21 protein-coding genes are annotated in these 23,535 nt (G+C 56.4%); 9 read left to right on the top strand and 12 right to left on the bottom strand.

Annotation, left to right across the window (positions count from 1 at the left end; all coding sequences use genetic code 11):
* Window positions 1-29: 29 nt before the first annotated feature.
* The gene (locus QSK07_RS18370; protein ID WP_013359345.1) at window positions 30-1,142 is read right to left on the bottom strand and encodes a branched-chain amino acid ABC transporter substrate-binding protein; all 1,113 of its coding nucleotides are present in this window, start codon (window positions 1,140-1,142) and stop codon (window positions 30-32) included.
* Window positions 1,143-1,537: 395 nt separating this feature from the next.
* On the opposite strand from QSK07_RS18370, the gene panM reads away from it, so the two are divergent.
* Complete coding sequence (gene panM / locus QSK07_RS18365; RefSeq protein ID WP_285722161.1) at window positions 1,538-1,933, top strand: aspartate 1-decarboxylase autocleavage activator PanM; 396 nt, start codon at window positions 1,538-1,540, stop codon at window positions 1,931-1,933.
* A gap of 60 nt (window positions 1,934-1,993) precedes the next feature.
* Here panM and rpoH read toward each other — a convergent pair whose 3' ends face one another.
* The 4 genes from rpoH to ftsY all read right to left on the bottom strand — a co-directional run bounded on the left by rpoH (window position 1,994) and on the right by ftsY (window position 6,453).
* Window positions 1,994-2,851: an RNA polymerase sigma factor RpoH gene (gene rpoH / locus QSK07_RS18360; protein ID WP_003852201.1), complete on the bottom strand. Its 858-nt coding sequence runs from the start codon at window positions 2,849-2,851 to the stop codon at window positions 1,994-1,996.
* Window positions 2,852-3,090: 239 nt separating this feature from the next.
* On the bottom strand, window positions 3,091-4,080 hold the full coding sequence (ftsX, locus tag QSK07_RS18355) for a permease-like cell division protein FtsX (protein ID WP_098052140.1): 990 nt from the start codon (window positions 4,078-4,080) through the stop codon (window positions 3,091-3,093).
* On the bottom strand, window positions 4,070-4,738 hold the full coding sequence (ftsE, locus tag QSK07_RS18350; RefSeq protein WP_013359348.1) for a cell division ATP-binding protein FtsE: 669 nt from the start codon (window positions 4,736-4,738) through the stop codon (window positions 4,070-4,072). The genes ftsX and ftsE overlap by 11 nt, the downstream gene beginning before the upstream one ends.
* Before the next feature lie 5 nt (window positions 4,739-4,743).
* The gene (gene ftsY / locus QSK07_RS18345; RefSeq protein WP_275222349.1) at window positions 4,744-6,453 is read right to left on the bottom strand and encodes a signal recognition particle-docking protein FtsY; all 1,710 of its coding nucleotides are present in this window, start codon (window positions 6,451-6,453) and stop codon (window positions 4,744-4,746) included.
* 231 nt (window positions 6,454-6,684) lie between these two features.
* On the opposite strand from ftsY, the gene rsmD reads away from it, so the two are divergent.
* Together rsmD and QSK07_RS18335 are read left to right on the top strand one after the other, a co-directional pair.
* Window positions 6,685-7,284: a 16S rRNA (guanine(966)-N(2))-methyltransferase gene (gene rsmD, locus QSK07_RS18340; RefSeq protein WP_285722157.1), complete on the top strand. Its 600-nt coding sequence runs from the start codon at window positions 6,685-6,687 to the stop codon at window positions 7,282-7,284.
* Complete coding sequence (locus QSK07_RS18335) at window positions 7,274-7,546, top strand: DUF1145 family protein (RefSeq protein WP_003852192.1); 273 nt, start codon at window positions 7,274-7,276, stop codon at window positions 7,544-7,546. The genes rsmD and QSK07_RS18335 overlap by 11 nt, the downstream gene beginning before the upstream one ends.
* A 24-nt stretch (window positions 7,547-7,570) precedes the next feature.
* Here the strand turns inward: QSK07_RS18335 and QSK07_RS18330 are convergent, their stop codons facing one another.
* Window positions 7,571-7,927: a DUF2500 domain-containing protein gene (locus QSK07_RS18330; RefSeq protein ID WP_285722154.1), complete on the bottom strand. Its 357-nt coding sequence runs from the start codon at window positions 7,925-7,927 to the stop codon at window positions 7,571-7,573.
* 137 nt (window positions 7,928-8,064) lie between these two features.
* On the opposite strand from QSK07_RS18330, the gene QSK07_RS18325 reads away from it, so the two are divergent.
* Window positions 8,065-8,694, top strand: coding sequence for a lysoplasmalogenase (locus tag QSK07_RS18325; protein ID WP_013359353.1), 630 nt, complete (start codon window positions 8,065-8,067; stop codon window positions 8,692-8,694).
* Between the two features lie 93 nt (window positions 8,695-8,787).
* Window positions 8,788-11,064 carry a zinc/cadmium/mercury/lead-transporting ATPase gene (locus QSK07_RS18320; RefSeq protein ID WP_285722151.1) on the top strand — a complete coding sequence of 759 codons (2,277 nt, stop codon included), beginning with the start codon at window positions 8,788-8,790 and terminating at the stop codon, window positions 11,062-11,064.
* 49 nt (window positions 11,065-11,113) lie between these two features.
* Here QSK07_RS18320 and tusA read toward each other — a convergent pair whose 3' ends face one another.
* Window positions 11,114-11,365, bottom strand: coding sequence for a sulfurtransferase TusA (gene tusA, locus QSK07_RS18315; protein ID WP_098052136.1), 252 nt, complete (start codon window positions 11,363-11,365; stop codon window positions 11,114-11,116).
* 204 nt (window positions 11,366-11,569) lie between these two features.
* Here tusA and QSK07_RS18310 point away from each other — a divergent pair, with 204 nt between their 5' ends.
* Together QSK07_RS18310 and QSK07_RS18305 are read left to right on the top strand one after the other, a co-directional pair.
* Entirely contained in the window at window positions 11,570-12,235 is a 666-nt protein-coding gene (locus QSK07_RS18310) for a 7-cyano-7-deazaguanine/7-aminomethyl-7-deazaguanine transporter (protein WP_285722149.1), read from the top strand.
* A gap of 116 nt (window positions 12,236-12,351) precedes the next feature.
* A complete protein-coding gene (locus QSK07_RS18305) occupies window positions 12,352-12,906 on the top strand; it encodes a DcrB family lipoprotein (protein WP_275222295.1) in 555 nt (184 codons plus the stop codon).
* 49 nt (window positions 12,907-12,955) lie between these two features.
* On the opposite strand, the gene iolE is transcribed toward QSK07_RS18305, so the two are convergent.
* From iolE to iolD, 3 genes are all read right to left on the bottom strand, one after another.
* On the bottom strand, window positions 12,956-13,852 hold the full coding sequence (gene iolE / locus QSK07_RS18300) for a myo-inosose-2 dehydratase (protein WP_098052133.1): 897 nt from the start codon (window positions 13,850-13,852) through the stop codon (window positions 12,956-12,958).
* 47 nt (window positions 13,853-13,899) lie between these two features.
* Window positions 13,900-14,910, bottom strand: coding sequence for a bifunctional inositol 2-dehydrogenase/D-chiro-inositol 1-dehydrogenase (gene iolG, locus QSK07_RS18295; RefSeq protein WP_098052132.1), 1,011 nt, complete (start codon window positions 14,908-14,910; stop codon window positions 13,900-13,902).
* A gap of 62 nt (window positions 14,911-14,972) precedes the next feature.
* Window positions 14,973-16,913, bottom strand: coding sequence for a 3D-(3,5/4)-trihydroxycyclohexane-1,2-dione acylhydrolase (decyclizing) (gene iolD, locus QSK07_RS18290; RefSeq protein WP_098052131.1), 1,941 nt, complete (start codon window positions 16,911-16,913; stop codon window positions 14,973-14,975).
* A gap of 544 nt (window positions 16,914-17,457) precedes the next feature.
* Between iolD and QSK07_RS18285 the strand changes: the two genes are divergently transcribed.
* Both QSK07_RS18285 and QSK07_RS18280 read left to right on the top strand, forming a co-directional pair.
* Entirely contained in the window at window positions 17,458-19,371 is a 1,914-nt protein-coding gene (locus QSK07_RS18285; protein ID WP_285722144.1) for a bifunctional 5-dehydro-2-deoxygluconokinase/5-dehydro-2-deoxyphosphogluconate aldolase, read from the top strand.
* A 590-nt stretch (window positions 19,372-19,961) separates the two neighbouring features.
* Window positions 19,962-20,804, top strand: coding sequence for a MurR/RpiR family transcriptional regulator (locus QSK07_RS18280; RefSeq protein ID WP_098052130.1), 843 nt, complete (start codon window positions 19,962-19,964; stop codon window positions 20,802-20,804).
* A 74-nt stretch (window positions 20,805-20,878) separates the two neighbouring features.
* On the opposite strand, the gene iolB is transcribed toward QSK07_RS18280, so the two are convergent.
* Window positions 20,879-21,697, bottom strand: coding sequence for a 5-deoxy-glucuronate isomerase (gene iolB / locus QSK07_RS18275; RefSeq protein WP_285722142.1), 819 nt, complete (start codon window positions 21,695-21,697; stop codon window positions 20,879-20,881).
* A 113-nt stretch (window positions 21,698-21,810) separates the two neighbouring features.
* Window positions 21,811-23,316, bottom strand: coding sequence for a CoA-acylating methylmalonate-semialdehyde dehydrogenase (locus QSK07_RS18270; RefSeq protein ID WP_095706558.1), 1,506 nt, complete (start codon window positions 23,314-23,316; stop codon window positions 21,811-21,813).
* Window positions 23,317-23,535: the final 219 nt, after the last annotated feature.

The following is a 23,535-nucleotide window of genomic DNA, read 5'->3' as shown; positions in this document are numbered from 1 at the left end:
GCTTCCCGCTCACCACAAAACAGCCTGATTTACTTCACAGCGGTCGAGGTGCCATCGGCATGCCATTTGAAGACGCCAAATTCAAAGCCCTTAAGATCGCCCTTCTCATCCCAGTTCAGGTTGCCCATCACGGTTGGGACTGCAGCGCCTTCCTTGAGGTTTTTCACGATAGCGTCCGGCTCAGCGCTCTTGCTGCGCTCCATGCCGGTTGCCAGAGACTGCAGTGCTGCATAGGTGGTCCAGACGAACGGGCCGGTCGGATCCAGTTTCTTCGCTTTCAGTGCGTCCACGATCGGTTTGTTGGTTTCAACCTGGTCGTAGCGTTTCGGCAGGGTCACCAGCATGCCTTCAGAGGCTGCACCGGCGATGTTCGACAGCGAGGCGTTACCCACGCCTTCTGGTCCCATAAACTGAGTTTTCAGACCCGCAGCGCGCGCCTGACGCACGATCTGCCCCATTTCCGGGTAGTAACCGCCGAAATAGACGAAGTCGACGTTCTCTTTCTTGAAGCGGGCTACCAGCGTAGAGAAATCTTTATCGCCTGCGGTGATCCCTTCAAACATGACGATATTAGCGCCCTGCTTTTTCAGGCTCTCCTGCACGGAGCGCGCCAGGCCTTCGCCATACTGCTGTTTGTCGTGAACCACAGCGATACGCTGCGGTTTCAGCTCAGTCATGACATATTTCGCAGCGGTCGGGCCCTGATCGGAGTCGAGGCCGGTGGTGCGCATAATCAGTTTATAGCCACGGGAAGTCAGGTCTGGTGCGGTCGCGGCCGGGGTGATCATCAGCACGCCTTCATCTTCATAGATGTCAGACGCCGGCTGGGTGGAGGACGAGCAGAGGTGGCCGATGACGTAGCGGATGCCGTCGTTAATCACCTTGTTCGCGACCGCAACCGCCTGTTTCGGGTCACAGGCATCGTCATATTTCACCGCCACCAGCTTGTTGCCGTTAACGCCGCCTTTAGCATTGATATCTTCAATTGCCTGCGTTGCACCGGCGAACTGCATGTCGCCGTACTGTGCCACCGGACCCGACATTGCGCCGACAATGGCCACTTTGATATCTTCAGCCAGCGCCGCATGGCTCATCGCCAGTGCTACACATCCCGCCAGTAATGCGCGACCTTTCATTTTCATCCTGACTACCCCATTTGTTTTGTCGTGTATGTTGTGAGTGCTTGCGTTGCCAGATAAAGTCGAAAACTGATTAATGATGAATGAGTTAGCGTACTTTTCTGACATTTATTAGTAATAAGGCTTTATTTTTCAGGTTATTAAACAGGAAGTTTCTTCTGTAAATCAACTGACACATTCAGAATTGACCGGGTTAAACAGCATAATACACTGGATGCAACGGCCGGTTTATGACCACTTTGCCAGCGCGTTATGCTGGATTGATCGCCAGCTATCCAAGTTTACTCCTGTTATCCTGGCATCCAGGCCATCTTTTGACCTGTTTTATTGATGAAAATGTGGTGGCCCTCCGGTTGTATACTTTCGCTACACTTTTCCCTTTTTTAGAGGTTTTTGTTATGAAGCTCACTATCCAGCGCCTGACCGCGCTGACGCCGCAGGACCGCATCGATCTTGGCAAAGTCTGGCCGGATCTGGAGATGGAAAAACTGGAACAGGGTTTAAGTGAATCTCATCGTCTTTATGCAGCGCGTTTTAACGACCGCCTGCTGGCGGGTTTGCAGCTGGAAATCTCCGGCATCCACGGCAAGGTTCACCGGCTGGCGGTGCGCGATATCACCCGGCGACGCGGGGTAGGACAGTATTTGCTGGAGGAGACGATCAGGCAGAATGGTTCAATCGCGGACTGGTGGATTGCCGATGATGGCAGTGATGATCAGCAGGTACGCGCGGCGTTTATGCAGGCGTGTGGCTTCAGGGCGCAGAGTGACGGCTGGATACGGGCGGCAGACTAGCCAGACGCAGAAAACAAAAAGGGCGACATCATCTGTCGCCCCTTGAGATATTGAAGTGCGTTACGCTTCAATCGCCATACGCAGTTTCTTCATGGCGTTTTTTTCCAGCTGCCGGACGCGTTCGGCGGATACGCCGTACTGATCGGCCAGCTCCTGCAGCGTGGTTTTATTGTCTTCGTCCAGCCAGCGGGCGCGAATGATGTGCTGACTGCGCTCATCCAGACCTTCCATCGCATAGCTCAGCTTATCAGCCGCGTGCGCATCCCAGTTGTCCTCTTCGATGCCGTCGGCAAAGTCAGAGGTTTTATCCTGCAGATACAGCACCGGTGCCATTGAACGGCCTTCGCTGCTCTCGTCGTCGGCAGACATATCAAAGGTCATATCCTGCGCCGCCATACGCGATTCCATTTCGCGCACGTCTTTGCTGCTTACGCCCAGCTCGCGCGCAACCATCTCGACTTCGTCCTGATTGAACCAGCCCAGACGCTGCTTGGTTTTACGCAGGTTAAAGAACAGCTTACGCTGTGCTTTGGTGGTCGCGACTTTCACGATACGCCAGTTACGCAGCACGTATTCGTGAATCTCCGCTTTAATCCAGTGCACGGCGAACGAAACCAGACGCACGCCCACTTCAGGGTTGAAGCGACGCACCGCTTTCATCAGGCCGATGTTACCTTCCTGGACCAGGTCAGCCTGAGGCAGACCGTAGCCGGAGTAATTACGAGCGATATGAACTACAAAGCGTAGGTGTGACAGGATCAGCGTCTTAGCTGCTTCCAGATCGCCCTGGTAATGCAGCCGTTCAGCCAGCGCTTTTTCCTCTTCTGCCGAGAGCATCGGCCAGGTATTCGCCGCCCGGACGTAAGACTCCAGGTTGCCAAGAGGAGCAATAGCTAAAGTTTGCATTTCTTTGGTCATTCAAACCCTCACAAATTCAGTGGAATTGCCGCACATTTCCCTGCGCGGACGATACATTACGTCAACGTCGCGCGAGATCCGAAAGCAATCTGTGCTACTTAGAGTGATAAAGTTATCCACAAGTTCAACTATAGCAGTGAATATTTTACACACAGATGACAGGAAGGGAAGAGGGGAAAATCCTCTGCACCCACCATCGGTAGCAGAGGACCATTATAACAAAAAAATGTTGCAGGCGTTTACTGCGGCGTAAATCGACGTAAATGTTGTACCGTCGCCAGCCAGGCTGCGACCCAGCCGATGATGGCTGCAATCAGCAGCAGCAGCAGCGCTTCATCCCAGGAGAAACCTTCCAGCGAGAAGGTGGTACCAAATACGGTTGCCACACTGGCGACGACCGACTGCAGACGCAGCACCAGCACTTCTGACAGCAGCAGCGACAGCACTGCCCCACTGAAGCCCAGCAGCGCTCCGCCGTAGAGGAACGGACGCAGGATAAAGCCGTCAGTGGCACCAATCAGCTTTTGCACGTTAATGGTGTCGCGCCGGGCAAAGATGCTAAGACGGACGCTGTTACCGATGACCAGGAACACCGCCACAATCATCAGCACGCCAATCATTGAGGCGATTTGCCCCACCAGCCCGGTCAGCGCCGCCAGTCGCGCAAACCAGCTGTCATCCATTCGTACTTCATCCACGCCCTGCACTTTGCTCACCCGATCGCGCAGGCTCTGCATGGTGTCTGAGTTCTGGAAGTTGAGCTTAGGCGTGATGATGGCCACCGCAGGCAGCGGATTCTGCTCCAGCATATCCATTGCGCCACCAAAGCCTGACCAGTTACGGAACTCGTTCAGCGCCTCTTCCCGCGTCAGGTAGTTGACGTTATCCACGCCTTCGACCTCCTTAAGCTGTGCCACCACATTTTCTGCCGCCGTATCATCCAGCGTTTTGGAGAGATAAACGGTCAACTGCGGCGCCGGATACCACTGTGTGGCTGCCTGACTGACATTTTTCCACACCATGTAGCAGACGCTGGGCAGCGTCAGAGAAATGGCGATGACCATCACCGTCAGTAGCGTCGCCAGCGGCTGACGCCACATGTCCGAAAGTGTGCCGCGCAGCGCATAACGCCACTGCTCCTGCCAGCCGCCCTTCAGCGCTTTACTCTTCGACTTCGGCGGCTGCTTCGCTTTTGGTGCAGCCGGACGTTTAATGCGTTTATTGACCATCGTGGCCTCCGTGCAGACGTCCCTGATTCAGCGTCATCATCCGGTAGTTGCGTCGGGCGATCAGGCCGCTGTCATGCGTCGCCATCAGGACGGTGACGCCGACGCGGTTAAACTCTTCGAACAGGCGCAGAATGTCTTCTGACAGCGCGTCGTCCAGGTTACCGGTCGGTTCATCGGCCAGCAGCACGGCCGGCTTGTTCACCACCGCACGGGCGATGCCCACACGCTGCTGTTCACCACCCGAAAGCTGAATCGGATAACTTTTCGCTTTGTCGAGCAGGCCCACTTTATCCAGCGCCGCCGAGACGCGACGACGGATATCCTCGCCGCTGGCACCGGAGATAATCAGCGGGATCGCCACATTGTCATAAACCGACCGATCCATCAGCAGGTGGTGATCCTGGAAAATCATGCCAATCTGACGACGCAGGAAAGGCACCTCACTGTTACGCAGGCGGGAGATGTCATGGCCGCTGAACCAGATTTTTCCGGCACTCGGGCGCTCGATGCCACAAATCAGCTTCAGCAAGGTACTTTTACCGGCACCAGAGTGGCCGGTCAGAAACGCCATTTCGCCGGGACGCAGATGGAAATCCACCCCCTGCAGCGCCTGACGTCCGCCGAGATATGCCTTACTGACCTCTTCAAAGCGAATCATTCTAATTAGTCCTCTCGGGCAAACAGTGCCTCAATAAAATCTTCCGCCTTAAACGGCCGTAAATCTTCAATGCCTTCACCGACGCCGATGTAGCGAATCGGAATACCGAACTGATCGGCCACCGAGAAGATCACACCGCCTTTGGCGGTGCCATCCAGCTTGGTGAGCGCAATCCCGGTCAGGCCAACGGCTTCATTAAACAGTCGGGCCTGGCTGACCGCATTCTGTCCGGTGCTGGCATCCAGCGTCAGCATCACTTCGTGAGGCGCGGAATCATCCAGCTTTTTCATCACGCGGGTGATTTTTTTCAGCTCTTCCATCAGGTGCGATTTGTTCTGCAGACGACCCGCCGTATCGGCAATCAGCACGTCAACGCCGCGTGATTTCGCTGCCTGAATGGCATCGAAGATCACCGAAGCGGAATCTGCGCCGGTATGCTGCGCAATGACCGGAATGTTATTACGCTGGCCCCATACCTGCAGCTGCTCAACCGCCGCGGCGCGGAAGGTATCACCGGCCGCTAACATCACGGACTTGCCCTCGGCCTGATACTGGCGCGCCAGCTTACCGATGGTGGTGGTTTTACCCACGCCATTGACGCCCACCATCAGGATGACAAACGGCGTTTTGCCTGAAACGTCCAGTGGCGCATCCACTTTCGCCAGAATCGAGGCCATCTCTGCTTTCAGCAGGCCGTAGAGCGCTTCCGCGTCACGCAACTGCTTGCGGTTTGCCTGCTGCGTCAGGTTGGTGATGATGCGGCGCGTGGTATCCACGCCCACATCCGCAATCAGCAACTGCTCTTCCAGCTCGTCAAACAGGTCATCATCAATCTTTTTGCCACGGAACAGGCTGACAAAACCGGAACCGAGGTTCTGACGGGTTTTGACCAGGCTGCGCTTCAGGCGGGAGAAGAAGCCCTCTTTGCTGGGACGCTCCTGCTCCTGCACGATGAGCGGCGCGGCGGCCAGCGGCAGATCGCTGACGGTATCGGATAACGACTCAGTCGGTTCCTGGTCAGTGATGTCGGCGTCACCCAGTGCCAGTGCAGTCAGCTCTTCCTCAGTCAGCGGCGCGTCTGCTTCGCTGTCCTGAATTTCAGCGATCGCTGCGTCATCCTGCACCTGTGGCATGAACACTTCGTTGTTTAACGGTGCTTCGCTGTGCGGGGGTTCGACGATTTCTGCATCGCCCAGCGCCAGCGCCGTCAGCTCTTCTTCGCTTAACGGTGCGTCGGTTTCGCTGTGCGGAATGTCAACGATTTCTGCGTCGCCGAGCGCCAGTGCCGTCAGCTCCTCTTCGCTTAACGGCGCGTCAGCGGGTTCCGCGTCAGCGGGTTCCGCGTCAGCGATCGGCGTGACCACGTCATCGGCGTCGATAACCGGCGTCGCGTCATGTTCAGGCGCGGCAACCTCCAGTAGCGCTTCAGGGTCGGCCTCAATCGGCTCAGCCTCATCCAGCACCGCAGGTGCTGATTCATGCAGCGCTGCTGCAGTGACTTCCGCCTCACGCTGCTGTCCGGCCACCGTTTCGGTGATGACGACAGTCTCTTCCGCTTGCGCTTCAGCCTGGCTTAATGCCGGGGCTTCCTGTTCTGTCTGCTGCTGTTCGGGCTGAGCGACCTCTGGTGTCTGCTCCTCCGCTGCAGGTTGTTTCTCTTCCTCTTTGCCAAATCCCAGCCAGGAAAAAAAGCCACGTTTTTTCTCTTTTGCCATTGTGTGACGACACTCCTCGATGGCTTTGTCCCGGTCGCGCGTGGTTTCCAGGGGTAAATCAATGAAATTGGTCAGCGCCAGACCGGCGTAAACCGCAGAATAATGCATGACTTCAGCAACTCGGTAGTCTAACACTTTCCAGCCAGCTCACCACAGCACCCTTTTTTAACGTTTCTTCTCACCGATTCGCCCGTTAAACTACGCAACAAATTATGACGAGTTGTGAGCAAGATGAATAAAAACCCCCGCAGTACAGGCGGTGCCGGACAGATTCGCATCATTGGCGGTCAGTGGCGCGGGCGCAAATTGCCGGTGCCGGACAGCGCCGGACTGCGCCCCACGACCGATCGGGTTCGCGAGACGCTGTTTAACTGGCTGGCCCCGGTGCTGCCAGAGGCGCGCTGCCTTGATTGCTTTGCCGGTAGCGGCGCATTAGGACTGGAAGCGCTGTCGCGTTACGCGGGATCGGCGACGCTGCTGGAGCTGGAACGTCACGTGGCACAGCAGTTAACAAAAAATCTGCAGACGCTGCGCGCGACGAGTGGCACCGTGGTTCAGACCAATGCGCTAAGCTGGCTGGCACAGGCGGGTACACCCTTTGATGTGGTGTTTATCGATCCGCCGTTTCGTCAGGGATTGCTTGAGCAGACGCTACAGCTGCTGGAGCAGAATAACTGGCTGGCCGATCAGGCGCTGATTTACGTCGAAAGTGAAGTGGAAAATGGCGCACCACCGGTGCCGCCAGAGTGGGATCTTTATCGCGAGAAAATAGCCGGACAAGTGGCTTATCGTTTGTATCAACGTCAACAGGAGACGCAGGATGTTACTTAATTTGGGGCGTCTGTTGATGCTATGCGTGTGGGGATTTTTACTGGCCAATCTGGTCCACCCCTACCCGAAGCCACTGACTTATTTTATCAACGTTGCACTGATCTTCATGATCCTGATGCATGGTCTGCAACTGGTATTACTGCGCACGACGCAGACCAAAGATGCACCGCCGATTGACCGCGTCACCCAGGCGAAAGTGTTTCTGTTTGGCGTGTTTGAACTGGTCGCCTGGCAGAAGAAAAACTTCCCACGCAAAAAGTAGTGTCGGGCGGGCGCAATGCCCGCCTTACTGCACGGGCGTGAAGCTGATAAAGCGCGTGCCCTGCATCTTCAGCTCACCTCTTGCGCCTTTATCCAGTTGATGATATTCACCTTCTCTAAGCTGCACTTTGATGTCGCTGTCACCGTTCAGCGGATGAAAAAGCACCTCATACCGCATCTCTTCCCCGGCGATGACTTCACGCTGCCGTGAACGACGATTGGGAGAAGGGAATTCACGCTTCGTTTTGACCTCAGCCTGCAGAGCACGCGTGGGGGAGGCATCATTCACCGCAGCCTCACGCCGTTGCTTAATGAACTGACGACTCGCCAGCACGGCAATAATCGCCAGAACGATAATAAAGATTAAGGGTGGTTTGCTCATAGCGCTCTCATGCCTGTTAAATCAGGCGGCAAAGCATACAACCAGAGTTGCCTGATTGTCACATCTCAGAGGCTTAACCTAAACTGGAAGTGATATTTTGGGATCTTTCACCATTTTGAGTAAAAAAGGGAGAAACAATGCTCTGGTCTTTCCTCGCTGTACTTTTCTCCGGCTGGCTCTATGTCGATGCCACCTATCGCGGCCCACAATGGCAGCGCTGGCTGTTTAAGCCCGTCACGCTGCTGCTGCTGGTCGGGCTCGCCTGGCAGGCCCCGGTGCTGCAAACCACGGACTATCTGATTCTGGCCGGTCTGGTTGCGACGCTGGTCGGTGATGCGTTAACACTGCTGCCGCGTCAGCAGATGCTCTACGCCGTCGGGGCGTTTTTCCTGTCGCACCTGCTCTATACGCTCTGCTTCGCCGCCAGTATGACAATGACCTTCTTCTGGCCGATTCCGCTGACGCTGCTCATCATCGGTGCTGCCCTGATTGGCATCATCTGGAGCCGACTGGAGGATCTGCGCTGGCCTGTCTGCACCTTTATTGGCATGACGGTAGTGATGACCTGGATAGCGACCGAGCAGTACTTCTTCCGCCCGACCGATTACAGCTTCTCGATCATGGTCGGTGCTGGTCTGCTGCTGCTGGCCAACGCGGTCTGGTTTATCTCGCACTATCGTCGTCGCTTTAGCGCTGACAGCGCGATTGTGGCCGCCTGCTACTTTGCCGGTCACTTTATGATCGTGCGTTCACTGTGGGTCGTCTGAGAAATGAGTCTTGACTCTGGAGTTCACTCCAGAGTGTAGGATAAGGGATGAGCAACGTTGCTCATCCCGCGACGCTTACACTCCGGAGGTCATATGCATCAACATCACGCCTGTAGCTGCGGCAAACCGCGTGCCAGCCACGCCGCAGCAAAACCGCTGTGCCAGGTTCGTCAGGCCCGTCCACTTTCCCTTTCTATTCATGCTGCTACGCCCGTGACCGCGGATACGGCAGGCTGCTGCTGTGACGGCAACAGCAGCCCTGGCAATGAGGCCGACGCTGCTGAGGAAAGCGACCGGCGAGGCGCCTGGCCCTTTAGCTGGCAGGTCAGCGGGATGGACTGTCCGGGCTGCGCCCGCACCATTGAAACCGCCGTGCGCCAGATAAACGGCGTAACCGACGCCCGCGTACTGTTCAGCAGCGAGAAGCTGGTGGTTAAGGCTGACGACGATGTAAAAAGCGCCGTTGAACAGGCCGTAAAAAAAGCCGGTTTCCAGCTTGTTACACCTTCGGAGACGCCGTCCGCAAGCTCGCGCTGGCAGCAGAACCGGATATTGATTTTACTGGCGCTGCTGGTACTCGCCAGCAGCGTACTCAGCCAGTTCGCACCCGTCTGGGGCGATCGGCTGTTTGTGCTGACCACCCTGGTCGGCCTGGTCCCGGTCGCGCGCGGTGCCTGGCAGCGTCTGCGAAGCGGATCGCCTTTTACCATTGAGACATTAATGACGCTGGCGTCGGCAGGCGCGCTGATTATTGGCGCGCATGCTGAAGCCGCCATGGTGCTGGTGCTGTTTCTGCTGGGCGAACAGCTGGAAAGCTATGCCGCGTCCAGGGTACGCAGCGGCGTCACCAGCCTGATGGCGTTGCGGCCTGAATCAGCGATTCGCCTGGAACGGGGCAAACGCAGTGAGGTGCCGCTGGCGACGCTGCAACCGGGTGATGTGATTGAGGTCGCGGCGGGCAGCCGCTTGCCAGTCGACGGCCGTTTAATCAGCCCGCTCGCCAGTTTCGATGAGAGCGCGCTGACGGGTGAGTCATTGCCCGTCACCCGCGCCAGCGGTGAACAAATCCTGGCCGGGGCCACCAGCGTCGACCGGCTGGTGACGCTGGAAGTGATGTCGAAGCCGGGGGAAAGCGCGATTGACCGTATCCTGCAGCTGATTGAAGAAGCGGAAACGCACCGTGCGCCGGTTGAACGCTTTATCGATCAGTTCAGCCGCATTTACACGCCGCTGGTCATGCTGCTGTCGCTGCTGGTGATGGTCGTGCCGCCCCTGCTTTTCGCAGCTGACTGGCAGCCGTGGATCTACAAAGGGCTGACCCTGCTGCTGATTGGCTGCCCCTGTGCACTGGTGATCTCTGTGCCCGCTGCCATTACTTCCGGACTGGCGGCGGCGGCGCGTCAGGGTGCACTGATTAAGGGGGGTGCAGCGCTGGAACGTCTGAGTTCGCTACGCAGGATGGCGTTTGATAAAACCGGCACGCTGACGCTGGGCAAGCCCCAGCTGACGCAGATCCTGCGGTTTAGCGAAGCCAGCGAGTCAGAGATGCTGGCGTTAAGCGCTGCGGCGGAACAGGGTGCGACCCATCCGCTGGCCAGCACTATCGTGGCAGCTGCGCAGGCACGTAACCTGATCATTCCTGACGCGCAAGATCAGCAGGTACAGGCGGGACGCGGCATCAGTGCGCGGGTCTCAGGCCAGCAGATTCAGCTGCTGACGCCCGGCCATACGCCCGGTCTGACGCCGCAGCAAAGCGCGCAGATTGCGCAACAGGAAGCCGAAGGTGAAACCCTTGTGGTGGTGGTGCGCGATGGCGAGGCGCTGGGTGCGCTGGCCCTGCGCGATCAGCTGCGCGACGATGCCGTGGAGGCGTTAAAGGCGCTGAAAAAGCTGGGTATTGAGAGCCTGATGCTGACCGGCGATAACTCGCGCGCGGCAGCCACCCTTGCCCGCCAGCTCGATATTGATTATCGCGCCAGCCTGCTGCCCGCCGATAAAGTCGCGGCCATCCGTGAACTGAGTCAGCAGCAGCCGCTGGCGATGGTCGGAGATGGCATTAACGACGCCCCGGCGATGAAAGCGGCGACGCTGGGCATTGCGATGGGTAGCGGCACCGATGTTGCGCTGGAAGCGGCTGATGCGGCCCTGACGCGGAATCAGCTCAGCAATCTGGCCCCGATGATTGCGCTGGCACGCCGGACACGGCGCATCATTCGCCAGAATATCGGCATTGCACTGGGGCTGAAGGCGATTTTCCTGGTCACCACCCTGCTGGGTCTGACCGGACTCTGGCTGGCGGTGCTGGCAGATTCCGGTGCGACCGCGCTGGTTACCGCCAACGCGCTGCGGTTACTGCGGCGCCGCGCCTGAGTAAGAGGCTCTGTCTGAAGAGAGTTAACGGCGGCCTGAACAGCTGCTGTTAACCCGCCAACCCTTTGCGAATCAGAAACTGATAGGGCAGCGTGTCGGTCTGCTGTGCCAGCAGGCCGTGTTCCATGAAACGGCAGAAGCCGGGAATATCGCGGGTCGTCGCCGGATCATCGGCGATGATCAGTAACGTCTCGCCATCCTGCAGGCTGCGTACAGTTTTGCGCACCATCATCACCGGCTCCGGGCAACGCAGGCCACGGGCGTCCAGCTGATGGTCGGCAGAGGAAAAAGCATCGCTCATAATCAACTCGATCCAGGTAAGGGGCGCTCATTCTAGCGCGTGCTGGCGGTGAAGCAAGGCGATAACGATTGCGTTAAAATTAACCATTGCATAAAAAGCACAACGCGGTAATATGCCGCCGCTTTTTGCTCATAAAACTGCCAGGCGCTGCCCGAACGGCGTCCCGCAATGGGTTCCCTCACCCCAACATTAAAAAGGTTGAATATGCTCGCATTTTCTTCACGTCAGCGCATGCATGCGCTTTTCTGGCTATCACTGTTTCACCTGCTGGTGATCACCTCCAGTAACTACCTGGTGCAGTTGCCGATCGCCGTCTTTGGCTTCCACACCACCTGGGGGGCGTTCAGCTTCCCGTTTATCTTCCTGGCGACCGATCTCACCGTGCGTATTTTTGGCGCACCGCTGGCCCGATGCATTATTCTGGCCGTGATGATCCCGGCGCTGTTTATTTCGTATGGCGTCTCGGCGTTGTTCTATCAGGGTGAGTGGCAGGGCTGGCAGGCGCTGGAAGTGATGAATCTGTTTGTTGCCCGTATCGCCTGCGCCAGCTTTATGGCTTACGCGCTGGGTCAGATCCTCGACGTTCATGTCTTCAACCGTCTGCGTCGTCTGCCTCAGTGGTGGATAGCACCCGGCTGCGCCATGTTCCTGGGGAATATCAGCGATACGCTGGCCTTCTTCTTTATCGCCTTCTATAAAAGTCCCGATGCGTTTATGGCGCAGCACTGGGTTGAGATTGCTCTGGTGGATTACAGCTTCAAGGTGCTGATCTGCATGGTTTTCTTCCTGCCTGCCTATGGCGTACTGCTCAATGCTGCATTGAAACGTATGGCTGAACGCCAGACCGCCCGCCAGGTCAATTTCGGCTAATAGCCCATACCGTTTCCACGACTATCCGCTAAGATCTTCTGACAATCATCAGGTTGCGTTTGCAACCTGATTCCTGTTGTATTAACGCCTGACTGGAAACTTAAAAAGGGATTCTGATGCGCAACCTGGTGAAATATGTAGGAATGGGTTTACTGGTACTTGGCCTGGCGGCCTGTGACCAGAAGAAAGATGAAGCGGCGAACGACAACGGCGTTAGCGCCAGTCAGTCAGCGCAGACCGTCACGCTGATGGATGGCAAACTGAGCTTCTCACTGCCGCCAGGCATGTCAGATAAAAGCGGGAAACTGGGTTCGCAGACCACGAACATGCACGTTTATGCGGATGAAACCGGTGCCCGCGCCATTATTGTGATTGCCGGTGACCCGACCAGTGACGGGCTGGATGTGCTGTCGAAGCGCATGGAACAGCAGCAACGTAACCGCGACCCGCAGTTGCAGGTGGTGTCGAACAAACCTGTGACGCTGAAAGATCAGCCCGCTCAGCAGCTGGATACCGTAATTTCTGCTAACAACCAGACCTCATGGTCTTCCGTGGTTCTGGCAAAAGTGGATGGCAAGCTGGTGACGCTGCAGATTACGCTGCCAGGCGATAATCAGCAGCAGGCGCAGAGCGATGCTGACAGCATTGTGAAAAGCATTACGCTGAAGTAAAACAAAAGGCTGGCTTCCCACCGGGAAGCCAGCCTTTGTTCAGAGCACGTTATAACCCTGTATTTTCCCGGATATATTTCCGCGCTTTCACAGCATACTCAAATGGATTGGCCAGCGCCGGATCCTGCTCCGCTTCCACCACCATCCAGCCTTTGTAGCCGTAATCGTCCAGGATTTTAAACACTGGCTTAAAGTCGATCACGCCATCGCCCGGCACGGTAAAGGTGCCCTTTTTCACCCCTTCCAGGAACGAGAGATGATTCTCGCGCACCTCAGCCACCACATCATCACGCACATCTTTGAGATGAACGTGGAAGATGCGCGGCAGATATTTTTCCAGTACCGCCAGCATCTTCTGCTGGGAGCCTTCGGAGTAGTAGACGTGGCCGGTGTCATAGAGCAAACCGACCTGCTCGTCAGTCATCGCCATAAACTGGTCGATCTCTTCTGTGGTCTGAATGCCGGTGCCCATGTGGTGATGCAGCGTCACGCGCATTCCCTTCTCTGCTGCGATGCGGGCCAGTTCGTTGTAGCCCTCTGCGGTTAGCCGCCACTCTTCATCGGTGAAAATCGCTTTCTCGTCAAACACCGCCAGCGTGGTGCCCTGAATACTTTTACTCTGCTCAGAACAGCCAATCACCCGCGCGCCCATCGCATGCAGGAAGTTCATGTGCTCAATGAACTGCTCGATGGTTTTCTCTTTGTCACCATTAGCGAAAAAGGTGCTGAACCAGGCGTTGCAGATTTCGATACCGCGAATGTCGAGCATCGGTTTCAGAATCGCCGGATCGCGCGGATATTTACTGCCCACTTCGCTACCGGTAAAGCCCGCCAGCGCCATCTCACTGACGGTCTGCTGGAAGGTGTTTTCACTGCCAAGATCCGGCATGTCATCGTTGGTCCAGCCGATCGGCGCGATCGCCAGTTTAACAATCTCTTTATTCATCTTCTTATTCCTGGATGGAGAGCGGCCAGGCCGCATAGAGGGCTGAATCAGTTATAGAAAGCGGGACGCGGCGGCATCTCTACCGGCTCAATCGCACCACTGCTCTGCGCTTTGATGCAGGCGTCGGCGGCCACCGAGGCAGCAAAGCCATCCCAGGCAGAAGGACCGGTAAGCTGACCCGCGTTGATGTCGTTGATAAACGCCTGCAGCTCAACGTCATATGCCTCGATAAAGCGATCTTTCCAGTCCACCAGAATGGTGTTCGACAGGCGGGCATCTTTGCGCAGCTGCACCGAAGAAGGCTCTGGCAGGCGGGCAATACCCTCTTCACCGACCACTTCACACTGAATGTCATAGCCGTAAGCGCAGTTAACGAAGATCTCGACGTCGATGCGCACCCCTTTGTGGGTTTCGAACAGGACGATCTGCGGGTCTTTCAGCTGACCATGGGTCTTCGACGTCACGCGCGGGAAGATCACCTGCACCGTTTTATAGTCGTCACTGGTCAGCCAGCGCAGCACATCCAGCTCATGGATCAGGGTATTCGTGATCGCCATCGGCGTGGTGTAGTTCTCCGGCACAGTCGGGTTGCGGTGCGCGCAGTGCAGCATCAGCGGCTCACCGATATCACCATCGGTGATCACTTTTTTCAGAGCGCGGTAGCCCGCATCGTAAGGGCGCATAAAGCCAACCTGCACCAGGCGTTTACCCGCCTGAATCTCTGCATCTACCACCCGGCGGCAACCCTCGGCGCTCATTGCCAGTGGCTTCTCACAGAAGACCGGTTTACCAGCGGCAATCGCCGCCAGGGTGAACTCTTCATGGGTCGGATCCCATGAGGTGACCAGCACCGCATCGACGTTGGGTGACTGAATCACATCGTGACCATTTTCAAACACCTCCGCCTCAATATTCAGGCGTTGCAGTGCAGCACGCGCGCCGTCGACATTGATATCAGAGACGGCAACCACCTGAGCCCCCTGCAGCACATGGCTGCAGCGGCGAATATGTTCCTGACCAATTGCACCTGTACCGATGACGCCAAGTTTCAAAGTCATAATTACACCTGTGTAGGGTTTGTACGGATAAGAGGAAAACGGGCCGCAGCACGGCCCGGAAATCAGTATTTGCGCGCCTGATCCAGATGGCTGTTGAGCTTGTCCGCCACCGCCTGAGCGCGTTCGGTTTTCGACGCCTGCGCCACGCCGACGTGCCACCAGCTGAAATATTTGTGGATCATGGTTTTTGGCAGCACTTTAATGTCGATAAGGGTGGAAACCGTCTGGGTGCGGGCATCTTCCAGCGCCGCTTTAAGCTGTTCCAGGCTAGTGACGCGATAAGTTTTGCAGCCATAACCGGCAGCAATGGCCGCGAAATCGACCGGAATAAAGCCACCGTCCAGCCTGCCGCTTTCCGCATTACGGAAACGGAACTCGGTGGTGAAGCTGTCCATACCGTGTTCCATCTGCAGGTTGTTGATACAGCCGTTAGTCATGTTATCCAGCAACACGACGTTGATCTTCGCCCCTTCCTGTATCGAGGTGACCAGTTCAGAGTGCAGCATCATAAAGGAGCCGTCGCCGACCAGCGCATAGACCTCGCGCTGCGGCTGCGCCAGTTTTGCACCCAGCGCGGCATTGACTTCATAACCCATGCAGGAGTAGCCATATTCGACGTGGTAGGCGTTGTAATCTTTGGTGCGCCAGACACGCTGCAGGTCGCCCGGCAGGCTGCCTGCGGCGGCTACCACGACCGCATCTTTCGGCAGTTGCTCATTTAAGGTGCCGAGCACGCTGCTTTGCGTCAGCAGTGACTGAGTCAGGCGGTTAAATTCTGCGAAAACCGCTTCGCGGTCGAGATGGTCAGCAATCTCCGGCACAAAGTCGCCATCGTGATATTCCACCTGATAGACGCGCTGCGTCTCTTTCAGCAGCTGGCTCTGCGCCTGCTCAATCTGGTTGCCCCAGTCATTGCTGTAGTGCTGTGAGGCCAGCGCAGCGGTGAGCGCGGTCAGCCCTTCACGGGCATCGGCCAGCAACTGCACGCCATCGAGCTTATAGCTGTCGAAGTTGCTGACGTTGATGTTCAGGAAGCTGACATCGGGATGCTGGAAAATCCATTTCGATGCGGTGGTGAAGTCGGTATAGCGGGTGCCGATGCCGATGACTAAATCGGCTTCTTTCGCCAGCAGGTTCGCGGCCAGACAGCCGGTTTCGCCTACGCCGCCGACATTCAGCGGATGGTCAGAGACCAGCGTGCCCTTGCCCGCCTGCGTCTCGGCAAAGGGGATCTGATAGCGTTCGGCAAACTGGCGCAGCGCCTCGCCCGCTTCAGAGTATTTCACCCCACCGCCGCAGATAATTATCGGCTTGCGCTTACGGTTAATCAGCGTCAGGGCATCCGCCAGCTGCGCCGCGACCGGCAGGCGGCGATCCAGACGGTGCACGCGTTTCTGGAAGAAGTAGTCCGGGTAATCCCAGGCCTCACCCTGCACATCCTGTGGCAGCGACAGCGTGACTGCGCCAGTTTCGGCCGGATCGGTCAGGACACGCATGGCATTGATACAGGCTGACATCAGCTGCTCAGGGCGGCTGACGCGATCCCAGTATTTGCTGACGGCGCGGAAGGCGTCATTGGTGCTGATGCTGAGATCGTAGCTCTGCTCAATCTGTTGCAGCACCGGATCGGGCTGACGGGTGGCGAAGACGTCGCCGGGCAGCAGCAGCAGAGGAATGCGGTTAGCGGTCGCAGTGGCGGCGGCAGTAATCATGTTAGCCGCACCCGGTCCCACAGACGAACTGCAGGCGATAATCTGACGGCGCAGCGACTGACGGGCAAAGCCGGTGGCAGCATGGGCCATACCCTGCTCGTTACGACCCTGCCAGACCACCAGATCGCCACTGTCCTGTTCCAGCGCCTGGCCCAGCCCCAGCACGTTGCCATGGCCGAAAATCGCGAAGATGCCTTTGACGAACTTCGTCTCAGTGCCATCAACATCGATGAATTGATTATCAAGAAATTTAACCAGCGCCTGTGCCGTGGTCAGTCTGATTGTGCCCATGTTTCTTCCTTACATGCTGGTGGACCCCGACTTCCGCGACAGCGCGCCAGGCGTTGTCATTGGCGGAAAAGCGGCCGGAATAACTGAAACGTGAGGCGATTATAAACAAATATATTTTTCATAAAACACGATTACAGAAGAAACATTTCATTTTGCGAGTGAGATCAAATTTAACGGTGGCAACAGGTCTGGCGGGCAATCACGGCGAGGAAATCTGAAACGTTTAGCAGAGAGTGATTCATGATGAAAAAATTCATTTCAATGCAGCAGCTTGCCTGACTGGCGTACGGATTCCTGCGATCCCCCTCACAACCCTGACATACCGCACATCGTGACGACAGAGACCGCGCAGACGGGTGGCAATCAGGAGTTTTACCTGGTTCACAAAATTGCGATGGATATTTCATTTCATATTGAATATGGAATTTTTATTCCTCATACTTATCTCATAGCCAGTCAGATCCCTACAGACCCGGAAGCAGAGCCTGCCTGGATCGATCTTTTCGCCCGCCAGCTCTGCGAATCACAGAAGGAAACTACAGGTATGAGTACACAACAGAAGCCGCTTGATGTGATTTGTATCGGGCGCATCGCCGTTGATTTTTATGGCCAGCAGATTGGGGCACGGCTGGAAGATGTCACCTCCTTTGCTAAATATCTGGGCGGATCGTCAGGCAACGTCGCTTATGGCACCGCGATTCAGGGGCTGAAATCGGCAATGCTGGCGCGGGTGGGAGATGAGCATAATGGTCGCTTTCTGCGTGAGGAGTTGCAGCGCGTGGGCTGTAACACCGATGCTCTGATCACCGATGCAAAACGCCTGACCGGCATGGTGATTCTGGGGATTAAAGATGATGAGACTTTTCCGCTGATTTTCTACCGTGATAACTGCGCTGATATGGGTCTGGTACCGGACGATATCGATGAAGCCTTTATTACCTCGTCCCGCGCGGTGGCGGTCACCGGCACGCACTTGTCACATCCGCAGACCCGTGAAGCGGTGCTGAAAGCGCTGGATATCGCCCGCCGCAATGGCCTGCGAACGGCGCTGGATATCGATTACCGCCCGGTGTTATGGGGACTGACCTCTCTGGGCGACGGCGAAACACGTTTCATTGAGTCGTCTCAGGTCACTCAGCAGTTGCAGGAAGTGGTGCACTATTTCGATTTGATCGTCGGCACCGAAGAGGAGTTTCATATTGCCGGTGGCAGCACCGATACCCTGACTGCGCTGAAGAACGTGCGTCAGGCGAGTCAGGCGACGCTGGTCTGCAAACGCGGTCCGCTGGGTTGTGTGGTATTTGAAGGTGAAATTCCGGATAGCTGGGAACAGACTCAGCTGCACACCGGCGTGCGCGTCGACGTGCTCAACGTGCTGGGCGCGGGCGATGCCTTTATGTCTGGCCTGCTACGCGGCTGGCTGAATGATGAAGGCTGGGAGCAGGCGTGCCGTTATGCCAATGCCTGTGGCGCGCTGGTGGTGTCACGCCACGGCTGTGCCCCTGCCATGCCAACTAAAGCGGAGCTGGATGATTTCCTGAGCCGCGACACAGAGGTGAAACGTCCCGACCTCGACAGTCGTCTGAACCATCTGCACCGTGTGACCACCCGTAAGCAGCAATGGCCGGAACTGAACGTGTTCGCCTTTGACCATCGCAAACAGCTGGCGGATATGGCGCAGGAAGCGGGCGTTGATGAGAGCCGTATTCCACAACTTAAACTGCTGCTGCTGGAAGCCGCTCAGCAGGCGGCCAGTGAGGCAGGATTAGAGAACAAAAGCGGCATTCTGGCAGATACCACATATGGTCAGAAAGCCCTGAATGCTATCACGGGTAAGAAGTGGTGGATTGGCCGCCCAATCGAGCTGCCCAGCTCACGTCCACTCCGTCTGGAGCATGGTAACATCGGCTCGCAGCTAATCGACTGGCCCGCCGAACATGTCGTGAAATGTCTGGTTTTCTATCATCCTCATGACAGTGCTGAACTGCGCAAAGAGCAGGATGATCTGGTGCTCGATGTCTGGAAAGGCTGTAACAAAAGTGGCCATGAGCTGCTGCTGGAAGTGATTCTTCCTGAGAGCAACCCGGATAAGAATGAAGCCTATTACCTTGATATACTCAGTCATTTCTACAGTCTGGGTATTCAGCCGGACTGGTGGAAACTGCCTCCGCTATCCGCAGAGAGCTGGCAGGCGATCAGTCGTCTGATTGAAGAGCAGGATCCTCACTGTCGCGGCATTCTGTTGCTTGGTCTGGATGCACCCGAAGAGAAACTTAAAGCGGGCTTCGCCGCGGCGGCCAAAGCGCCATGGGTAAAAGGTTTTGCGGTGGGTCGCACCATCTTTGGTCAGCCTTCGCGTCAGTGGTTGCAGGGTGAACTGGACGATCAGGCGCTGATTGAGACCGTAAAAGGGAATTACCTGCGGCTGATTGCGTACTGGCGGGCGGCCCGCGCCTGATTTGCTGCCCTGCACCAGGCTGCCTCAACCGCGATGGCCTCAGACTGCTGACTCACTCAAAGCAGGGTGAATGTTGCAGCAACGAATAAGCTCAACGCGCAGGTAACACGGTCAGAAGAGGAAAGCGTCCCGCGCCCGGGACAAAAACGCCGGGAGCGTTTTTGAACAACGCGAAGCGTTGGCCCGGCAACGGGCGCACCTCATGGATGAGGTGCGTAATCGCGCGGGACGAGCGGCCATGGATGGCTTGAGCGACTTTCCGATCTGACCGTGTTACCTGAGCCTGTGCGGACTCATAGCAAGCAGAGACAGACTTTTTAGTAATATCACGCCATCCCAACCGGGATGGCGTTTTACTGGTTACCCCTCTTCCCTTCTGTCATTTCATCCCAGCTATCATTTCATCCCGTTTTTCACCCTGTCATTGCCCGCCAGGATGCCCGCCTGGGCGCGCTAAAGCCAATCTGTGAACCATTTCATAAAGCCATGAAATAAACCGCTTCGTTGACGCAAACAAATGAAATTTTCCATCCATCTGATACTATAGCGCTCATTATGCAGCCATTATTCTAATGATACGGGCAGAAGTGATGAACAATAATCCCACCCAACTTTCTCTCTTGCAGGACGATATTCGTCGTCGCTACGAAACGCTGAGCAAGCGTCTTAAACAGGTTGCGCGCTACATCCTTGATAACAGTAACAGTATTGCTTTCGATACCGTCGCCTCGATTGCTCAGCAGGCCGATGTACCACCGTCGACGCTGATCCGTTTTGCGAATGCGTTTGGCTTCAGCGGCTTCAACGAAATGAAACAGGTTTTTCGTCAGCACCTGATGGAAGAGACGGTCAACTATACCGAGCGCGCACGTCTGTTTCGTCAGACCTCAACGGACGACAGCGCCAGTGCGCCTGAGAGTCCGGCGGAGATCCTCAACGTCTTTACCATGGTGAACAGCCAGGCGCTGCAGCAGCTGGCGATGCAGGTGAATCCTGAGCAGCTGAACAAAGCAGTGAAACTGCTGAATGAGGCTGAGAACATCTATGTAATTGGCCTGCGTCGCTCGTTCAGCGTCGCCTCCTATCTGGTCTACGCGCTGCGTCATCTGGAGCGTCGTGCTTTTCTGATTGATGGTCTGGGCGGGATGTTTACCGAGCAGCTCAGCCTGGTTAACCCGAAAGATGTGGTGATTGCGATCAGCTACTCGCCTTATGCGCGTGAAGCGGTCGAGGTCGTCGAAATGGGGGCTAAGCGTGGCGCGCATCAGATCGCCATTACCGACAGCCAGGTCAGCCCGCTGGCTGCCTTTAGCGATGTCTGCTTTGTGGTGCGTGAAGCGCAGGTCGATGGCTTCCGTTCGCAGGTCGCCTCACTTTGCCTGGCACAGACGCTGGCGGTGTCACTGGCGCTGAATAATGCCGAAACCTCCTGAGTTACATACAACAAAAAGGGCAGCCCGATTGGCTGCCCTTTTTTACAGGCATGCACTGATAAAACCGCTGCGCCTTACTCTGTTCGTGGATAGCTGTCGCTGTTCACCCAGGCATGATCTTTCTCCCAGCTGAATTTCCACAGCCGTATCGGCCCTGCCATCACGTTCAGATAGTAGTTGTTGTAACCGGCCAGCGTCGCAACCGGATGATAGCCACGCGGCACCATCACGACGTCGCGGTTATAGGGTGCCATACAGGCATCCAGTGAGCGATCGTCGGTGTAGACGCGCTGCATGGCAAAGCCAGGTTCCGGATCGAAACGGTGATAGTAAGTCTCTTCCAGGTAGGTTTCGTTTTCACTCTCCTCCTGATCATGCTTGTGGCTGGGATAGGAACTGGTATCGCCTTCGTTGGTATAAACTTCCACCACCAGCAGGCTGTCTGCCGGTTCAGTATCAGGCAGGATATTATGTACCAGACGCTGGTTGCGCCCTTTACCGCGATGCTCAACACCGACATCTGCTGGCGCAATCAGTCTTGCGGGCAGATTGCCCTGACCGGGTGCGTTACAGACGGCCAGCTCAAGATCGCTGTCAGCATAGACTTCCACTTCATCGTCATGCGGCACATACACGGAATACGGTGGCACGCGTTCGAAAGGCGACATGCGCTTACCGATCCCGGGAAACTCAGCATGACGGGTTTTCACCGAGGCCAGCCCGGCCACCAGCACCAGACACAGCTCTTTATCACCGCTGGTCAGGCGCAGGGTTTCCCCTTTTTTCAGCAGATAAGCATCAAAGCCAACATAACGCCAGCCAGCACGCTCAGGCGTCACATGCTGGATACAACCCTGTGCGTCAGGGGCCTGTGCTTTCGACAGTAAAGACATCCTGATCCTCCTCTCTGTCAGGATTGACGCTGCGGTAGGTTCACCGGGCAAGGTGCCAGCGAACAAAGCGACCGGCTGACTCTCCTGCCGGTCGCGATCAGCGTTGAAATAGATCAGCCTAAGGTTGGCATACTGAATTCAGACACAGTCTGCTGACCGGACGGCCAGCGCACAGTGGCGGTTTTCATGCGGGTATAGAAGCGCACGCCATCCGGCCCGTGAACATTGAGCGCGCCAAACACGGAACGCTTCCAGCCCCCGAAGCTATGGAATGCCATCGGCACCGGAACCGGCACGTTAACACCAACCATGCCCGCTTCAACGTTCTGCACAAACTCACGCGCGGTGTGACCGTTGCTGGTGAAAATTGCGCTGCCGTTACCAAACTCATGGCTGTTGACCAGCTGCAGCGCGCTGTCGTAGTCCGGTGCGCGCATGATGCTCAGCACCGGCCCAAAAATCTCTTCACGCCAGATCACCATCTCAGAGGTGACGTTATCAAACAGCGTGCCGCCAACGTAGTAACCTTCGGCGTGACCTGCAACCTGCACGTTACGGCCATCGACCACCAGCTTCGCGCCTTCCTGCTCGCCTTTATCGATGTAACCCAGCACCTTCTTCTGGTGCGCGGCGGAGACAACCGGTCCCATCTCATTTTCATCGGCACCCTGATTGATCCCAGGACCGATCCGCAGCGCTTTCACCAGTGGCGTCAGACGGGCAATCAGCTTGTCAGCAGTGTCATCGCCCACCGCGACCACAACCGGCAGCGCCATGCAGCGTTCACCGGCCGAGCCAAACGCACCGCCCATAATCGCGTTAACGGTGGCATCCAGATCGGCATCCGGCATAACGATAGCGTGGTTTTTCGCCGCGCCAAATGCCTGCACCCGCTTGCCGTGGGCGCTGGCAGTTTTATAGATATGCTCAGCAACGCCGGACGAGCCGACGAAGCTTACCGCTGCGATGCGCGGATCTTTATAGAGCTGCTCAGCATCTTCGTTAGAGCTGTGCACCACGTTGAATACGCCATCCGGCAGTCCCGCTTCAGTCAGCAGCTCGGCCATGCGCACGGCCGCAGAGGGATCCAGCGCCGGCGGTTTCAGAACAAAGGTATTACCGCAGGCCAGCGCGATCGGGAACATCCACAGCGGCACCATCGCGGGGAAGTTAAACGGCGTAATCCCCGCTACAACACCCACCGGCTGCATCAGCGAAAAGCTGTCAACGCCGCCGCCGACGTTCGGGGAATATTCACCTTTAAGCAGATGTGGAATCCCGCAGGCAAACTCAATCACTTCAATGCCGCGCGTCAGTTCACCTAACGCATCAGACCAGACTTTGCCATGCTCAGAGACAATCAGCGCCGCCATCTCTTCACGATGCTGCTCCATCAGAGCTTTAAAGTTAAACAGAACGCGGGCGCGACGCAGCGGCGAGGTTTTTGACCAGGCAGCAAATGCGTCATGCGCGACACCAATCGCCTGGGCCACTTCATCAGCAGTACTTTGCGTCAGTTCACGTACCACTTTGCCGGTTGCCGGATCGTAAACAGGAATGGTTTCATTGCTGGCGCTGAAAGTCGTTTTGCCGCCAATAAAGTTACCTATGATTGTCATGATGTTGCCTCTTAAGATGGTTAAGTTTCCTGCAGACGGGCCCTGTGGCCTGCCACACTGCCTGACCAGGCAAACCTGAAAGCGTGCTATGAAGCTATTACAGTGGAATAAATTTTTCAAATAGTTCTTTTTGGAAAATTTGCTTTTAGCGGCACGGATCGCATTTTTGCCGCCCTCCAGCCTCTGACGATGTCCCGATGGCAGGCGGCGTTTAACCGC

It is taken from the genome of Pantoea sp. QMID4 (assembly GCF_030270445.1).
GTDB lineage: Bacteria > Pseudomonadota > Gammaproteobacteria > Enterobacterales > Enterobacteriaceae > Pantoea > Pantoea vagans.
The sequence above is the reverse complement of the archived record's forward strand: the minus strand, read 5'-3'. Positions and strand labels throughout refer to the sequence as shown.

Coding starts and splice junctions, on each gene's coding strand:
- QSK07_RS18370 (WP_013359345.1), bottom strand. CDS start 1,142: ATGAAAATGAAAGGTCGCGCATTACTGGCGGGATGTGTAGCACTGGCG.
- panM (WP_285722161.1), top strand. CDS start 1,538: ATGAAGCTCACTATCCAGCGCCTGACCGCGCTGACGCCGCAGGACCGC.
- rpoH (WP_003852201.1), bottom strand. CDS start 2,851: ATGACCAAAGAAATGCAAACTTTAGCTATTGCTCCTCTTGGCAACCTG.
- ftsX (WP_098052140.1), bottom strand. CDS start 4,080: ATGGTCAATAAACGCATTAAACGTCCGGCTGCACCAAAAGCGAAGCAG.
- ftsE (WP_013359348.1), bottom strand. CDS start 4,738: ATGATTCGCTTTGAAGAGGTCAGTAAGGCATATCTCGGCGGACGTCAG.
- ftsY (WP_275222349.1), bottom strand. CDS start 6,453: ATGGCAAAAGAGAAAAAACGTGGCTTTTTTTCCTGGCTGGGATTTGGC.
- rsmD (WP_285722157.1), top strand. CDS start 6,685: ATGAATAAAAACCCCCGCAGTACAGGCGGTGCCGGACAGATTCGCATC.
- QSK07_RS18335 (WP_003852192.1), top strand. CDS start 7,274: ATGTTACTTAATTTGGGGCGTCTGTTGATGCTATGCGTGTGGGGATTT.
- QSK07_RS18330 (WP_285722154.1), bottom strand. CDS start 7,927: ATGAGCAAACCACCCTTAATCTTTATTATCGTTCTGGCGATTATTGCC.
- QSK07_RS18325 (WP_013359353.1), top strand. CDS start 8,065: ATGCTCTGGTCTTTCCTCGCTGTACTTTTCTCCGGCTGGCTCTATGTC.
- QSK07_RS18320 (WP_285722151.1), top strand. CDS start 8,788: ATGCATCAACATCACGCCTGTAGCTGCGGCAAACCGCGTGCCAGCCAC.
- tusA (WP_098052136.1), bottom strand. CDS start 11,365: ATGAGCGATGCTTTTTCCTCTGCCGACCATCAGCTGGACGCCCGTGGC.
- QSK07_RS18310 (WP_285722149.1), top strand. CDS start 11,570: ATGCTCGCATTTTCTTCACGTCAGCGCATGCATGCGCTTTTCTGGCTA.
- QSK07_RS18305 (WP_275222295.1), top strand. CDS start 12,352: ATGCGCAACCTGGTGAAATATGTAGGAATGGGTTTACTGGTACTTGGC.
- iolE (WP_098052133.1), bottom strand. CDS start 13,852: ATGAATAAAGAGATTGTTAAACTGGCGATCGCGCCGATCGGCTGGACC.
- iolG (WP_098052132.1), bottom strand. CDS start 14,910: ATGACTTTGAAACTTGGCGTCATCGGTACAGGTGCAATTGGTCAGGAA.
- iolD (WP_098052131.1), bottom strand. CDS start 16,913: ATGGGCACAATCAGACTGACCACGGCACAGGCGCTGGTTAAATTTCTT.
- QSK07_RS18285 (WP_285722144.1), top strand. CDS start 17,458: ATGAGTACACAACAGAAGCCGCTTGATGTGATTTGTATCGGGCGCATC.
- QSK07_RS18280 (WP_098052130.1), top strand. CDS start 19,962: ATGAACAATAATCCCACCCAACTTTCTCTCTTGCAGGACGATATTCGT.
- iolB (WP_285722142.1), bottom strand. CDS start 21,697: ATGTCTTTACTGTCGAAAGCACAGGCCCCTGACGCACAGGGTTGTATC.
- QSK07_RS18270 (WP_095706558.1), bottom strand. CDS start 23,316: ATGACAATCATAGGTAACTTTATTGGCGGCAAAACGACTTTCAGCGCC.